This is a genomic window from Ruegeria sp. HKCCD3925 (assembly GCF_057221175.1).
Map to the genome: position 1 here is coordinate 1 of NZ_JBWVBI010000010.1, position 13,978 is coordinate 13,978.

Genomic DNA, 13,978 nt, shown 5'->3' on the forward strand with positions numbered 1-13,978 from the left:
TCCTGCTCCCGCAACCAACTTTAGAAAATCCCAGAGCAGCCCGTGCAGACTACAATTGATCACCCCGATCAATTGCTTAACGATCAGACACTTTATCGCGCCACGCCCTTAAATCGACGCGTGATGAAGAATGGGAGAATAGGGATGACCCTGAATCTATCGCTCTACGTGCTTCTGATCTCAACCCATTAATGGCGCGATATTGGTATTCTGCACCAAGCGTTCCGATCGCTTAATGCCAATGCCGCGTTCAAACGCAGTCTGTTGGCGTGAAAGCCCAATGATCAGCTTGATCCGTATCGCAGCAGAGACGAATCAATCCGTGCGCTTCATTCCCATATTCAATCTCCTTTGCGGCAAAATGCCTTGAAAGGAGCGGCATCAACCCATCACACGTCCTAGTTTGTTCAAACCTGTAAAAGCAGTTTTGCGACGTCCAATAGTCCTGCCTGCCCAAAAAGCTCATCAGTGCTCGGTGTAGTATATGAGTTCATGGCATCTGGCTGCAAAGATGTCCCTGCATCTAACCAATACCAGTGGTCTAGATTTAGTTTATTGGTATCAGCCGAAAAACCTTCGAAAATGTTCTTGACGTCAACACCTGACACCTTTGAAGTCGACTTGCGCTGCATCATCGCGATTGCACCGGCGACCAAGGCAGCAGCACCCGATGTGCCCCCAAATTCAGCATATAATCCCGAAGGATCGTCGCGCGCACTTTCTCGTTTCTTCACGGGGCCAGCGAATGTTCCTTCCACGTAGCCCCGCGGTCCTGGAACATCCAAGGAAAGCAACCGTTGTGAGGCAAATAAAATTTCAGGGATATCATCATAAGGTGGTTCGCGCTTTTTGTGCACGTTCTCTACCCAGAAGTCGCCTGCTGAAGCAGCGCGACGGTCCAATCGGATTTGGTATCGGTTATATACTTCTCCGTCATCTGAAGGTGCGACTACGGTCAGATCACCCGAGTAGTTGGAATAACCCGATCGGTAGCCGTTGTAATTGACGGCGCCTACTGAAATGACACCGTTTGCGGAATTGGATGACAAACTGGCCGGGTAAATCAGTTCACTCCTGCCCTCATTACCTGCGGCGCATACAACAGGCGTCTGCTTGCTTACCCATTCTATGACTTTCTCAAGTAGAGCCCAGGATTTTTGGATATCCAAAATATCTTCATGAACTTCTCCCGCCTTGCTTTTGTGAAGGCGGGTCTCTTCATCATCGTCAAAAGAGGTTGGATAGCCGGGCCAATACGAAGGGTCAGCGGCATCGCGCGGAAATAGAATGACATCCACACCTTTCGCTTCTGCATAAAGAAAGGCCGCTATCAGTTCTTCAGGGCTAGGAGATATTGAAGTTGTGATAGGAACTATTTTGCTTAGCGGGTCTACGCCAAAGTAAGGGGCAACATTACCCGCATTGCCGAACTGATCCAATTCATAACTGGTACCGCTCGTCAGGCCGGCACATCCAGTCCCGTGAGCGGCATACCGATCATCATAGGCATCGACGTAACGCTTGACGCCAAAACCGTTACTAATTCTGTTAATTATCTCGGTTTCTTCGGGGTCGAGACCAGGTATGACCAAAGCGCTGATTCCGGTCAAATGTTGTTCTGGTAGCTCGCGGTGTCTGTTTGCTGCAGGATATGCCGATAACTCCTCGTACTTTGCTCCATACGGGTGGCTCGCTAGATCAATTGCGTCATTCCAAATAACTTGATCTGGAGGGGGAAGGGGGGCCTCTGGCGCTTCTAAGTTTGGATGATGCCGGGCCACCCCCATATCAATGAGGCCAATTTTTACATCCCGTCCTGCAAAATCCCATTCGACACCAGTTATCGTCGGGCAAACCTCACCAGATGAGGTGCCAGTTGGTACGGAAATCGCATTGATCGCCACCAGATGCCAAAGATAGTAGTAACGTTTATATAACTCATCGCCAACAGGCATTGGCTCACCTCCCCTTTGTAGCTATCCCAGCCATTCGTCTTGGGCTTCATCCATCAATTCATCGAGAGCTTCTGTTAGATAAACCACTGTTTTCTTTGCGAGACTTCGTCCTGCAGCTGTATCACTTGGGTAGTGTAGACCTGCCCATTCTCGGTTCTCGGCAATACGCTGGGCGCGATGGAAAAGCGCTATCGTTCCCGGATGCTCGGGAACCAGCCGAGAGAACAGCTCTGCAATCGCGAATGATTGATAAGAATGGTTGGATGGATATGCAGCGTGATAGGGTACGGGGATGTAAGGACGGATAAGCGGCTGCACGATGTTTGGTCGAGGTCGGCTGAACCTATTCTTGTAAGTAAGGCCGATCTCGTTGGTGATTTCCAGCAGGATGACCATCAAGGCCTTCGTCGCATCAAATCCGCCCTGCTCGTCAATCCCTAAAGGGGTCAGGTAATCGTCAATTCCGAACTGCGCTTGTGCAACAATTTCGTCGCGACGGCGCACTTGATCTGGCTGTTTCAGTTGCTCCTGAAGCTCCAGCAGATGAGTGGTTTCGTTCAGGCTTTCATCGGGTCCTGGAGGTGGTAGAAGATCAATATTCTCCCAGATTTTCCCGAGAATACTTGTATCAATAGGAATGCCAATTTTACAGAGATCACGCATTTCGCGCCACCCAAATGAGGCATCGCTCCCACCGAAATCGAACTCAGTGCGGTTTCTGTTTCTATTTCGATTCCTATTTCTGTTTCTATTTCGATTCCTGTTTCTATTGCGGTTTCTATTTCTGTTGCGGTTCAGGGCAAAGGATGAAGACTGACCCATCGCGATTACAGCGGCTCCGAGTGCAGACCGGCTTCCAATTTCTGTGGCAACCGAATTAGCTACTTGTTCGTTCCGCTGAAGACGATCTACCAGAGTCATCTCATCAAAAAACAAATTCAATTTTTCAAGTGTTGGATCATCAATTATGTCGTCCTTGATCTCACGAATCGCATTGATGTACGCCCAGAATGTTTGCTGCTGTTCGTCATAGATTAGCGATACAAGTTCATCCCTATTTCGCTCAGGATTGTCCTCTGCGCCCAAGTTCGCCAGCTTTAAAACTTTACACGAAATCAATTCCCCACGCCGAACGAGCATACCGAAGTTGTTGAGAAAACTAACGTAATTCAATGAATCCCCCTCCCTTGATCGAAATACTAAATTTGTTTTGGCAGCCCGATACGGCTCAGACCATCCTCCATAAGTTTTGCGCTAAAGCGGGTTGGAACCGGAAACCAGTCTTCTCGAATACTTGTGAGAGACATGTCTGGCTCCAATTCGACAAGTCGATGTAACGCTTTCTCACCTTTGGTGTGATCGCCCAAGTGACCGTAAGATGCCGCCAGATAGCGCATAACTGCTTTAAACTGTGGTTGTACCGCCATTACGTTTTCGCCAAATTTGACGGCTTGTTCGAAGTCGCCATTTACCAACGAGGCTACGCAGCTTGCGCCGTCGAATAGATGACGATAAGGGCTGTGCCGTCCGATAACCCTAGCTTTGTTCGCGGCCTCCACTGCAAGCCTCGGACGATCGGTATAGCAATAGAGCATCGCAGCAGAATCCCAACACATTGCACGATATGGGCTCAGCTCCAGGGCTCTGTCAGAAAGGTCCTGAGCAATCGAAAACTCGCGGAACACGTAGGAATAGACGTGAGCGACAAGCCCTAAAACGGTCCCGTTATCTGCGTCAGCTTCGACTGCTCGCCTCGCAAGCTCTCGTGCTCTTTCTTCAAGCTCAATGTCCCACGTTCCGTAACGTTCGCCGATTTGGAACGTCGTAAAATATGCTAGCCAGGCCAAGTAAACAGGCTTGGGGTCGATTTCGTAGGCTGCCAATATGTCTGCCTGCAAATGGTCCAAACCGGGTCCGGACATTGTTAGCAAGTGATGGACTGCGGAGATCGCCGTCTTTGCAGCATGATGGGCAGCGGGGTCGCGCATATGACGCCCGTTCACCAATGCCGTGAGGAGCGCATCGGTAGCGTAGCTTACAAAAGCTGCAACGCTGGAGGTTGAGAGCCCAAGAAAGTCGCCCTGATCAGCCACCACATTCTGATTCCAAATAACTTTCCGGTCCTCGGGGCGCATTGCAGTGACAGAAACTTGAAGCATGCTTTCGCAGGCTGACGCTCTGCACTGAAGAAACAAGTCGGGACCAACACCGTGACTGGGGCTAGAGTTGTATGGCCCGGGCACGTTCGGGGTGCGATAGTCCTGAACAATCAGGGCCTCGGTTTCCGAAAGAGATTTTGATAGCTGCTCTGCGACGATATTTGCTACGAAAGAGGCTTTTTCCGATCCCGCTCCCACATCTGAGGCTAGAAGGCCAATTACGAAATTTGTTCTCGTAGTTTCTACCCATGATGCATTAGGCGTTGGCTGAGTTGTGAGATCGGTTTTACTTACTAGACTAGCACCATCTTGGTTGATGCATCGAACCGCAGACCGTTGATGCTGGAGCCAATCCATGAAAGCAGCACTGCGGCATTTGAAACCCTCCAACAGCCTATTGTTTGATGGTTCTGCTGTTGGCTCTGTTACGTCTATTTCCAACTCTTGTTGATTGAGGTAAATGAGATCTTTGTCGCGAACTAGACTGATTAGGGTTGCCAAACCAGTGTGTTCATTGGTGGCGTCGACGAGCCGCTCCAATAAAGCAGACCTTTCAGAAGTAGACTGGTCCTCCCAAATAATTTCGCCAGCCCGATGCGCTGAAAAAACACCTTGAGAGCAAGCTAAGAGCGAGAGAAGCATTGTCTGCTCGTTGCTTAGGTCCAGCAAAGTGTTTTGGGAGCCCCAATACTTCGGATACCCAATCAATTCGAGACGGGCCTTTGTCAGCGACCCTTGGTCCGAAACTCTGATCACCTTGAATAACTCGAGAGAGTTTCCCAGATTTTTTAGTGTTGGGTAGCCGATGGAGACAAACCGAAAGTCGTTTCCACCCCGAAGCGAATTTCGGACCGCACTGGAGACCAGGACGTCACCGGCCGATCCAGCACTTTCGATACGGGCCGCAGTGTTCACGGTGTTCCCTATGATTTGGCGGTCTATTTCAAATGTATCACCAACATGTACACCGATCCTGAACCCGCGATCATAGTTTCCGACTTGTTCAGAAAGAGTTTCCTGTACCCTCAACGAGGCTTCTACCGCGACTGAAACACTTCTGAATGTCGCGCAAAAACCATCACCAGCAATACCCGTGACTTCACCTCCAAGAGCGACCACTACTTCACTGGCTAAATTCAGATCCGCGCGAATAGTGGATAGGGTTCGCATTTCAGTTTCGCGAACCGCTAACGAGTACCCACATGCATCAATGAACACGATGGCCATTAGGCGGGCTTCGGGAGTTTTAGTCTTGGAAAACTTTGTCTGGTCTACCCCATATCTTGACCTCAAAGTAAATAGATTAAACGTTTCTAATGCCTAAAATTCGACACCCTGATCGATTGTAATAAATAGAAATAACCCCACAGTTAGGGTCAGTAGTACACTAATCTCAGTAACTCGTCGACATTAAACGCGCTCGACATTTGCAATTGCGAACGCAGGTATTTGTTAAGTGCCAGATATAAATAAATAAATTTAGTGGTGGGTGATATGAACTGATACTTTCCGGTCATTGGTAGATGTTAAAGAGGGAAAGCTTCCGCATTACTTCATAAGTGCTTGATTCCGGTGAATAAGAATGAAACGCACCGTCGCAGCGCGAGATAAGGATGCACATTAAGAGGTCAAAGAGTGAATGCCACTTGAATATCGACAAAAGGCGTTTCTTGACATCTTGTCATTGGCTTCAATTTTTGCATCAACACGTACCAAGACTTCAAGCGCTGCTAATTCATCTTTCTCTATGACAACACAACGGTAAAACCCAAGGGTCGTGTTACAATTGAATTAGATCTTTGGATTTCTACCAATTGAAGCATTCTACTATATTTCGTCAAAATGGATTCTTATCAGTTGAAGTATATTGAACTAACCTAGAACTCCCCCGTTTTTTGTTTAGAACAAATTTTGCTCCCAAGGTTTGATGACTTGACCCGTTCTCTGGAACGAAGGATGCGCGATGGGCACAGATGGGGAAGCAAGATGCATTCCAGTTTTAAGTGTCAGTTCAGTAGCTCGGGAAGTGCCCATCCAGTGTTGGCTGTGCTATTCGGTTGAAACTTGATGAGGCTATCCCTCATCCAATGAGAGGTATCGTAGTTTCTGCTGAGAAGGACACCAAGCAGCGATAGTCCGCTTATCGAGCCTTCTTCATAGGTGGAGAGAGTGACGTCATAGTGTTATCTTTTGCATTCAAACTTTCATCACTGAGCACCTTCGAAGTGTAGGGTTCTCTGTGACCCCGAGAATCTTTCCGAAACATCTTGTTTCCAATTCGCGAACTAAGAGTTTCGAATTTAGCCGTGGACACATTTTTGCCATAATGCCATCCTGGCACAGTGGGCGGCATGTCTTTATTTTTAGCACTTTCTAGTTTTTCCAACTGGATTTGAGGGGGTTACCTAGTTCGATATGCCGCCCCACGAGCAGTCTTCTGATCGTCCAATGAATGAAGCGCATTTTCGGTGGCGTTGATACAATGCGCGTTCAAACCTTTTGTATCGCGCATCTCGGTGTAGTTATGGCGTACCTCGACAGCGCCATTAGATTCTATGGGCGCAGTTTCAGGTATCTTTCCATTGATCGTTGCGCGCCGAATGATGTGCAATCGGCGATGCAGAGGTGCAACAGGTCAAGATAGAAATGCCATCAGAACGACCCCAACTAACGTCCTGAGAGCGGTATCTGAGCAAGTAAGCGCTGCCTGGATAGCAAGTTTCCGCAACGTAAACATAAGCTCACTTTTCGCCTTTCAAGACTTGCTCTATGCCGGGGGCAGCATTCCGGTGGGGGCCGATATGAAACTCAGTGCGTTGGAAATCCTTTGCGTCATTTTGGCAAGTATTGTGGCAGTGGCTGGTTTTGCCGGAGCTGTGAATGCGCTTGTTTCAGCGATCTAATGTAGCACCGCAAAGTTGTAGGGCCTTTAGGCGCATGTTGTCGCGCTCGTGACAACTGTTCTCTCGCGGTGTCGGTGGCTTTGTAGTAAGACATTGAAACTAAAAAATTAAAGAAACACCATGTACTTCTTTTTCGTTCATCGTTGACGCCGTCGTCACCCAAAGTGAACAGGTCTAGGGCCCGAAAACAAGCCCGCTTCGTCCAAATCTCGCGGTGGCGGTATTAGATTGAAAGCGTCGCCTCACATTCCACCTAGCAGAGGGGTTGGCGAGGGGGTCGAGCCAACCCCTCTGAAGGGGATACACGGAACAGTGAAAGTGGTCCGTTGAGCTCAGGTTATGCGATGCGTGTAGGCCCGTATATTGGGGGTTCCCCGTAGTTGGGAAAATTAATCTTTCAGACACATTCCGGACATCTCGCCCAGATACCAAAACGATACGGCGCGCCTAGAAGATGTCTGATGATTTCTTGAGGGGGTACGAGTTTGGCGCGTCGTACCTTGAACCTCGATGATTTCCCAAAAACCTCAAGCGAGGCTGATAACGATGCCCTGCTTCAAGGACGCATCCGCCGCATCGGCCAGCAACTGAGCCCGCAGCCCATCGATGATACCTGGTGCAAGTTGTCCTGATCCGGACACAGCGGCGATGAAATGGGCCATCTCGGCTTGATAGGCGCCTTCGTAGCGTTCAAGAAAGAAATGCTGGGCGGGGGCTTTGCGGAAACCCGACGGAGTCGCGACCTCAACCACATTCTCCAACATGTTTTCGGCCCGCAACATGCCCTTCTCGCCATGCACCTCGATGCGCTGATCATAGCCATAGCTGGCGCGGCGCGAGTTGGAGATCTGGCAAATCTTGCCACTGGCCGTCGTCAGGGTTACGGCAGCGGTGTCGACGTCTCCGGCTTTGCCGATCTCGGGATCGACGAGCGATGATCCAACAGCGTAAACGCTGATAGGTTCTTCGCCCAGCAAGAAACGTGCCATATCCAAGTCATGGATCATCATATCGCGGAACAACCCACCCGAGCTTTCGATATAGCTGATCGGTGGCGGCGAGGGGTCGCGGGACAGAATGGTGACAATTTCGACCGCGCCGATCTCACCTTCGGCGATGCGGGATTGAATATTGGCAAAGTTCGGATCAAAGCGGCGGTTGAAGGCCGTCATGAAGGGCACGCCGGTGGCTTCGACCACTTTGATGCAATCGCGGATGCGGTCAGCGGACATGTCCACTGGCTTTTCGCAGAAGATCGCTTTGCCGGCATTCGCCGCTTTATGGATCAGATCGTAATGGGTGTCGGTCGGAGTACCGATGACGACAGCATCGACATCTTTGCTTTCGATCAGTTCGTCCGCCGACAGGATCTGTGCGCCAGTTTTGTCGGCCAGCATCTGAGCCGGTTCTGTGAATGCGTCCGCCACTGCGCTCACCCGTGCGCCATCAATCTGCCCGATCGAGCGCGCATGAACCTGACCGATCCGCCCGCACCCCAATAGCCCGATATTCAGCATGTCATGCCCCTTTGAACGCTTTCAGTACTCGGCACGTCGCCTCGACCACCGGTTCATGTGTATCTTTCAGTATTTGAACGCGGTCGAACCTGTCCGGATCGGCATTCACGGCCGTTCGCAGGGCATTCCCAAAGGCCATTCGTAGCTCGGTCCCGATGTTAAATTTGCAGATTTTCGATCCGCGCGCCAGCGCAGCACGTTGCGCAACCGGCACGCCCGAGCCGCCATGGATTACCAGAGGTATATCGGTCACGGCTTCGATGGCGCGGATACGGGCCTCGTCCAGACCGCCCTCTTTGTTCTGCTGCAAATGGACGTTGCCAACCGAGATCGCCATTGCATCCACGCCGGTCTCTCGGGCGAATTGCGCGGCTTCCTCCGGGTCGGTTCCGTCCGAACCTTCACCACCCGAATAGCCGACAAAACCGATTTCCCCCTCGCAGGAGACACCAGCGGCATGGGCCATCTCGGCAATTGCAGCGGTCTCTGCGATATTCTGTTCCAAAGGCTTGCGTGAGCCGTCGAACATGACAGAGGTGAAGCCGCTGTCGATGGCGATGCGGCACTCGTCCCACGTATAGCCATGGTCCAGATGGGCCACGACAGGCACACTGGCCCCTTCGGCCAGATGGCGGAACATCTTGCCCAGAACCGGCAGCGGCGTGTGTTCGCGGCATGATGGGCCGGCTTGCAGGATGATCGGTACGCCTTCGGCTTCTGCTGCGGCCACGTAGGCACGCATGTCCTCCCAGCCCAGCGTCACCAGCCCGGCCACGGCATAGCCGTCGCGAAGCGCGGGTTGCAGCACGTCCGATAATGTCACAAGGCTCATTTGAACTTGGCCACCATGTCCATAATGCCCGGGATCGTATGCAGCTGGGCTGCATGGGTCGGTTGGAAATACTGCTTCAGCGAGCGCTGACTGAGCCCGCCGAGGATGGTGAAATAGTACATTTCATACCCTGGCAAAACTGCGCAGGGGTGATAGCCCTTGTCCAGCAGGATCGTCGAGCCATCCATGATGTGATAGGCATCACCCGGCTTGTTGTCTTCGCGCTGCAGCATCTGGACGCCAGAACCATAGTTGGGCCGGAAGCGGAAATTATAGGTTTCGTCATGGCGGGTTTCGATCATTTCGCCATCGTCGCTTTTGCGGTCGGTGTCATGTTTGTGGCTGGGAAAGCCGGACCAGCCGCCCTGACCCACGGTATAAAGTTCAGACACCAGCAAGCGGCCGACCTTGTCGTGATGGTTCGCGCCCAGAATGTGTTTGATTTTTCGATGGGTTTTGGTGTCGTCCGATCCATACTGCACCAGATCCAGTTCGGGTACGCGGACATCAAAGGGTTCAAGCACACGGTCGAATTTTGCGCCCGCGATGAAGGTTTCGGTTTCATCCGTCATGCAGGTTATTCGAACCTTGGCGCCGACGGGAACGTATACGCCCTCGGGCTCGCCATCCCAGACGTCGATGGTGCGGTTGCCAAGGTTGGTATAGATCGCGCCGTCCACATCGACATCCACGGTACCGGTGGCGGGCACGATGCAGGTCTCATAGCCCGGTACGGCATATTCGAACACCTCGCCCTTTTTCAGTTTGACGATGTTGAAATAGTTTAGCGGCACCAGATCATGGTCGGCATCGACGATAGGTTTGTTCTGGTTGTCATGGGGCGCGATATGCATCTGCGGCTCCTTTCAGGTATCGGTTGGGCCCGGGTGTTGGGCCAGAAATTCGTCAAGTTCGGGCGTCGTCGGCATGGCCCCGGCGCAGCCGGGTTTCGACACGACGATCGACGCGCAGGCCGAACCGCGCAGCACCGCATCGCGCAGGTCATGCCCCGCAGCGATCGAGGCCAGCAGTCCGGCCAGGAAGCTGTCGCCTGCGCCGTTGGGCTTCACGGCGGTAACCGGGTAGATGCCGGTGCGGACCTCTTGCCCGTCTGCCAGCGTAATGGCCCCCTCATGGCCCATCTTGTAGATCACCATCTTGCCGTTGGCCGCCAATTCGCGGGCCTTGTCTAAACCTTTTTCGATGCCGCCCGCCATAAAGCCGAACTCTTCATCATTGCCTACGATCAGATCGCTTTCATTCCCTGCGCGGGTCAGAACCTCTGAGGCGACTTCGGGTGATGGCCAACTATAGGGGCGGTAATCGATGTCGAAAATCACCGGCAGGCCTGAGGCGCGCGCATTTTCAAACGCGCGGAAGGTGGCCGAGCGTGAGGGTTCCGCAGCAAACACCGTGCCCGCCGTGATCAGGGCTGAGAAGGCGCTGTAGTCGACCTCATCCATATCCGCCTCGGTTACCTGGAAATCAGCGGCGCCGTTGCGGTAGATGACATTCTGAAAGTCTTCAATGCAACTTTCGTAGACAGCCAAGGACGTACGCGCCTCGCCACCCACAGCTCGGACATATCTCGTTTCAACGCCATAGTCCCGCAGCCGGTTCACACAGAACCGCCCCACGGCATCATCCGAGACCGAGGTGACCAGCGCCGCTTGCGATCCCAGCTTCACCAGTCCGGCGCAGATATTGGCGCTTGATCCGCCCAGATCGGCGCGAAACACCTGTGCGTCTTCGCTTTTGGTTCCGACCGGATCCGCAAACATGTCCATTCCGGCCCTGCCGAACACGGCAAAGCGGTTACCTTTTATACCCTCGATCAGAGTCACGTGCGCCCCTCGGTATTGCCTGCCCGCGCGGCATCCAGCACCTCGGGGTAGGGATAATTCAGGCCCAGCAACTGCCGCAGATCGGGACTTGCCTGATCAAGGAAATCCTGCGGTAGCGCAGCGGGCATATCTTCCATCGGTTTAACCCATTTGGGCAGATACTGGATCAGGATCGCGCTGCGGTCGTGATCCGCTTTGTTCGGCATCGCGCAATGCCACGTTACGCCATAGAACAGAGCAACATCGCCAGGCTCACCGGTCATCTGCTCGCATTTGTCATAGAACTTGTCTTCGGGCGTGGGATAACGAAGCTCTTTCTGCGATCCGGGTACATAGCCGGTCGCGCCGCTTTCCTTGGTGAACGGGTCCAGCAAAACCGAGACCTGTGCATTCATTGGAAATGATCCATTCAGACCGACGGGATGCGTTTCGGGGCTGTGAAAGTCCCAATAGGGATAGTCGACATGCGGCTCCTGCCCCGGCCCGCCCGGCAGGATGCGATTGGCAGCGATCGAGCCCATGATGAACTCGGTCCCCAGAAACTTGCGGAGGATCTTCATCAGAACCGGATGTGCAGCCATACGTGAAAACACGTCGCCCTTGGCCAACAGGTTCCAGACCCGCCGCTGCAGGTTCAGTTTGCCATCTTCTTCCGCAGCGCCTTGGAAATGGGTCACTTTCTCGGCCGCCGTTTCGGATTCGGCCATGACGATGGCACGTGCCTCGGCGATCTCTTCAGGGGTGAAAAGGCCCGAGATTGCGACGACTCCGTCACCGTTCAGCAATTCATCCACAATGACGTCTGGGTCAGCCGTTTCTGCCTTGAACCGTTTCATCAGATGCCCTTGCGTTGTTTTTCGCGGGTCGATTCCCATTCGACATGGGCATCACGAACCCTCTCGTCAGCCGAAGTGTGGGGTGTTCCAACCTCCCACCATGCATGGCCTTCAGTGGTCCAGCCTTCATAGGCGTCCACGTCCATCACAATCACATAAGTCTTGTCGCTGGCCTTGGCGCGCTTGAACGCTTCGGCCAGTTCTACCGGGTTCGCGACCTTTTCGCTGGTGGCCCCCATCGAGGCTGCGTGGGCCGCGAAATCAACACCAAAGGCTTCGGGGATGGTGGGGCAGTCTTCCAGCAGGTTGTTGAAGCTTTCGTTGCCTGTGTTGTTCTGCAGCTTGTTGATTACTGCAAAACCGCCATTGTCCAGCACCAGAACAATCATCTTCTTACGGCTCAGAACCGAGGAATAGATGTCCGAGTTCAGCATCAGATATGAGCCATCACCGCAGAAGGTAATCGTGTCCTTATCCGGCTCACGCTCAGATTGGGCAATGCGCGCGCCCCAAGCGCCCGCGATCTCATAGCCCATGCAGGAGAATCCGAACTCGACATCAACGGTGCCAATATCCAGCGTGCGCCAATTGGCAGTGACCTCGGCGGGCAAACCTCCGGCAGCGGCGACCACACGGTCACGCGGGTCGCAAAGCTCGTTCACAACGCCGATGGCTTGCGCGTAGGAGCTTGGGCGGTTCCCGTACGCGACGTTCTCGGCCACATAGGCATCCCATTTACGCCGTTCGTCCTGCGCCAGAGATACCCAATCGGGCGGGGCGGTATAGTCAACAGCCTCTGTTAGAGCCTGAATTGAAAGCTTGGCATCCCCAACAACTGGCAAGGACATGTGCTTACCCGCATCATGCCGCGCAGCATTGATCGAGATGAACTGAGCGTCCTTGGCAAAGGCAGTCCACGAGCCGGTCGTGAAATCCTGCAAGCGCGTCCCGACGGCGACAATCACATCGGCTTGCTCTGCAATTGCGTTGGCACTGTCCGATCCAGTGACGCCGATCGGGCCAATGTTCAGCGGATGGGTCGCCAGCATATTGGCGCGGCCCGCGATGGTTTCGACGACCGGAATCTGAAACTTTTCGGCGAATTCGGTCAAATCGGTCACGGCTTTGGAATACTGCACGCCCCCACCCGCGATGATCATCGGGCGTTTCGCGCCGGCCAACGCGGTAGCGGCATCGGCGATTTCATGAGCATCGGGAGATTGGCGGCGAATGCGATGAACTTTTTTCTCAAAGAACTTCACCGGGTAGTCATAGGTCCAACCCTGCACATCCTGTGGCAACCCAAGGAACGCCGGCCCGCAATCGCCCGGGTCCAGCATTGTCGCTATAGCGGCGGGCAGAGATTGAATGACCTGTGCCGGATGCGTGATGCGATCCCAATAGCGGCTGACCGGTTTGAAGGCGTCATTCACACCAAACGTCGGGTCATAGTAGTTTTCCATCTGCTGCAGAACTGGATCCGGCAAGCGGGTGATGAACGTGTCCCCGCACAACATCAGCATTGGCAGCCGGTTCGCATGGGCCAGTCCAGCAGCAGTCAACAGATTCGCAGTACCGGGCCCTGCGCTAGCGGTGCAGAACATGAATCGCTGACGCAGCCATTGCTTGGCATAGCCCGCGGCGGCGAATCCCATGCACTGTTCATTCTGCCCGCGATACAACGGCAGCTCATCCCGGACAGTATTCAGTGCCTCGCCCAGGCAGGTCACATTGCCATGACCAAAAATCCCGAAGCCCCCGCCACATAGGCGATATTCCTGACCATCGATCTCGATGAATTGGTTCGACAGCCAGCGAATGATCGCCTGCGCCGTTGTCAGGTAAACAGTGTCGTGTTGCGCGGACATGTCTGCGGGCTCCTTTAGGAAAATTATGATGCAGTGCCGAATGCAGCTTGCGAGAGTCCTATTC

Annotated in this window: 10 protein-coding genes; 1 reads left to right on the top strand and 9 read right to left on the bottom strand. The window is 53.2% G+C overall.

Going from position 1 to position 13,978, the window contains the following annotated elements:
* Window positions 1-407: 407 nt before the first annotated feature.
* Genes AC2TEM_RS19805 through AC2TEM_RS19815 form a run of 3 tightly spaced genes read right to left on the bottom strand, consistent with a single transcriptional unit; the run spans window position 408 to window position 5,341 of the window.
* Window positions 408-1,955 carry a S8 family serine peptidase gene (locus AC2TEM_RS19805; RefSeq protein ID WP_170425980.1) on the bottom strand — a complete coding sequence of 516 codons (1,548 nt, stop codon included), beginning with the start codon at window positions 1,953-1,955 and terminating at the stop codon, window positions 408-410.
* A 21-nt stretch (window positions 1,956-1,976) separates the two neighbouring features.
* Complete coding sequence (locus AC2TEM_RS19810) at window positions 1,977-3,128, bottom strand: phosphatase PAP2 family protein (protein WP_170395034.1); 1,152 nt, start codon at window positions 3,126-3,128, stop codon at window positions 1,977-1,979.
* Window positions 3,129-3,154: 26 nt separating this feature from the next.
* On the bottom strand, window positions 3,155-5,341 hold the full coding sequence (locus AC2TEM_RS19815) for an adenylate/guanylate cyclase domain-containing protein (RefSeq protein ID WP_170425982.1): 2,187 nt from the start codon (window positions 5,339-5,341) through the stop codon (window positions 3,155-3,157).
* A 1,328-nt stretch (window positions 5,342-6,669) separates the two neighbouring features.
* Here AC2TEM_RS19815 and AC2TEM_RS19820 point away from each other — a divergent pair.
* Complete coding sequence (locus AC2TEM_RS19820) at window positions 6,670-7,017, top strand: hypothetical protein (RefSeq protein WP_480856376.1); 348 nt, start codon at window positions 6,670-6,672, stop codon at window positions 7,015-7,017.
* A gap of 527 nt (window positions 7,018-7,544) precedes the next feature.
* Here the strand turns inward: AC2TEM_RS19820 and iolG are convergent.
* Genes iolG through iolD form a run of 6 tightly spaced genes read right to left on the bottom strand, consistent with a single transcriptional unit; the run spans window position 7,545 to window position 13,914 of the window.
* A complete protein-coding gene (gene iolG, locus AC2TEM_RS19825; RefSeq protein WP_170425984.1) occupies window positions 7,545-8,534 on the bottom strand; it encodes an inositol 2-dehydrogenase in 990 nt (329 codons plus the stop codon).
* Window position 8,535: 1 nt separating this feature from the next.
* The gene (locus tag AC2TEM_RS19830; protein ID WP_170425986.1) at window positions 8,536-9,366 is read right to left on the bottom strand and encodes a class II fructose-bisphosphate aldolase; all 831 of its coding nucleotides are present in this window, start codon (window positions 9,364-9,366) and stop codon (window positions 8,536-8,538) included.
* The gene (locus tag AC2TEM_RS19835; protein WP_170395026.1) at window positions 9,363-10,220 is read right to left on the bottom strand and encodes a 5-deoxy-glucuronate isomerase; all 858 of its coding nucleotides are present in this window, start codon (window positions 10,218-10,220) and stop codon (window positions 9,363-9,365) included. Before AC2TEM_RS19835 ends, AC2TEM_RS19830 begins: the two co-directional genes overlap by 4 nt.
* Before the next feature lie 12 nt (window positions 10,221-10,232).
* A complete protein-coding gene (gene iolC / locus AC2TEM_RS19840) occupies window positions 10,233-11,210 on the bottom strand; it encodes a 5-dehydro-2-deoxygluconokinase (protein ID WP_170425988.1) in 978 nt (325 codons plus the stop codon).
* Window positions 11,207-12,046: a phytanoyl-CoA dioxygenase family protein gene (locus AC2TEM_RS19845; RefSeq protein ID WP_170395022.1), complete on the bottom strand. Its 840-nt coding sequence runs from the start codon at window positions 12,044-12,046 to the stop codon at window positions 11,207-11,209. Before AC2TEM_RS19845 ends, iolC begins: the two co-directional genes overlap by 4 nt.
* A complete protein-coding gene (iolD, locus tag AC2TEM_RS19850; protein ID WP_170425990.1) occupies window positions 12,046-13,914 on the bottom strand; it encodes a 3D-(3,5/4)-trihydroxycyclohexane-1,2-dione acylhydrolase (decyclizing) in 1,869 nt (622 codons plus the stop codon). Before iolD ends, AC2TEM_RS19845 begins: the two co-directional genes overlap by 1 nt.
* Window positions 13,915-13,978: the final 64 nt, after the last annotated feature.